General features: G+C 69.0%; 1 protein-coding gene. It reads left to right on the forward strand.

Annotated features, from left to right (window positions below; all coding sequences use genetic code 11):
* Positions 1-117: 117 nt before the first annotated feature.
* A partial coding sequence (locus GFD30_RS26095; RefSeq protein WP_153028068.1) for an IS481 family transposase occupies positions 118-1,108 on the forward strand: 991 nt, incomplete at its 3' end.

The raw sequence follows: 1,108 nt of genomic DNA on the forward strand, positions 1-1,108 counted from the left end.
TGTTCTGTCTTGGGAGGTTGTGAACACCTCACTGGCTGAGCCGGGCGGAAATGGAGCGAGGGCCTTCTGGTTCGGTGTGTGTCGCTACAACGTCACGCCGATCCGGGAAGGCCCTCTATGACTCACTCTAACGCCCCGTTGACCCCGACCGGCAGGCTGCGCCTGGCCCGATGCGTGGTCGATGACGGCTGGCCCGTGCGCCGCGCCGCCGAGCGCTTCCAAGTCGCACCGGCGACCGCATGGCGTTGGGCCGACCGCTACCGCCGGCACGGCGCAGCGGGGATGTTGGATCGCTCCTGTCGCCCGCATGCGAGCCCGCGCCGGCTCCCGACCCGGACCGAACGGCGCATCATCAAAGTCCGCGTCCTGCGCCGCTGGGGTCCGGCCCGCATCGCCTTCCTGCTGGGCCTGAACCCCTCCACCGTCCACCGGGTCCTGACCCGTTACGGCCTGCCCCGCCTTGCCCACCTCGACCGCGCCACCGGCCAGCCGGTCCGCCGCTACGAACGGTCCCGTCCCGGCGAGCTGGTCCATGTCGATGTCAAGAAGCTCGGGAACATCCCTGACGGCGGCGGCCACAAGGTCCTAGGCCGTGCGGCCGGGCGCCGGACCCGCACCCACGCCGCCCCGATCCCGAACAACAGCTCCGCCAAGAGCGCCCGCCACGGCTACGCCTACCTGCACACCGCCTTGGACGACCACTCCCGCCTCGCCTACACCGAGATCCTGTTCGACGAGACCAAGGAGACCGCGACCGGCTTCATGGCCCGCGCCCTCGACCACTTCACGCGCATCGGGATCACCACCGAGCGCGTGCTGACCGACAACGGCCCCTGCTACAAGTCCCACCTCTGGCGCGACCTACTGGCCGCCAACGGCGTCAAGCACAAACGGACCCGACCCTACCGGCCCCAGACCAACGGGAAAGTCGAACGCTTCCACCGCACCCTGACCGACGAATGGGCCTACGCCCGCCCCTACCGGTCCGAACACGAGCGACGAGCAGCTCTCCCGACATGGCTGCACTGGTATAACCATCACCGCGCCCACACCGCACTCGGAGGCAAACCACCCGCCACCCGCGTCCACAACCTCACAGGGCAATACA

The sequence above is a fragment of the Glycomyces albidus genome (assembly GCF_009451885.1).
GTDB classification, from domain to species: Bacteria; Actinomycetota; Actinomycetes; order Mycobacteriales; family Micromonosporaceae; genus Glycomyces; species Glycomyces albidus.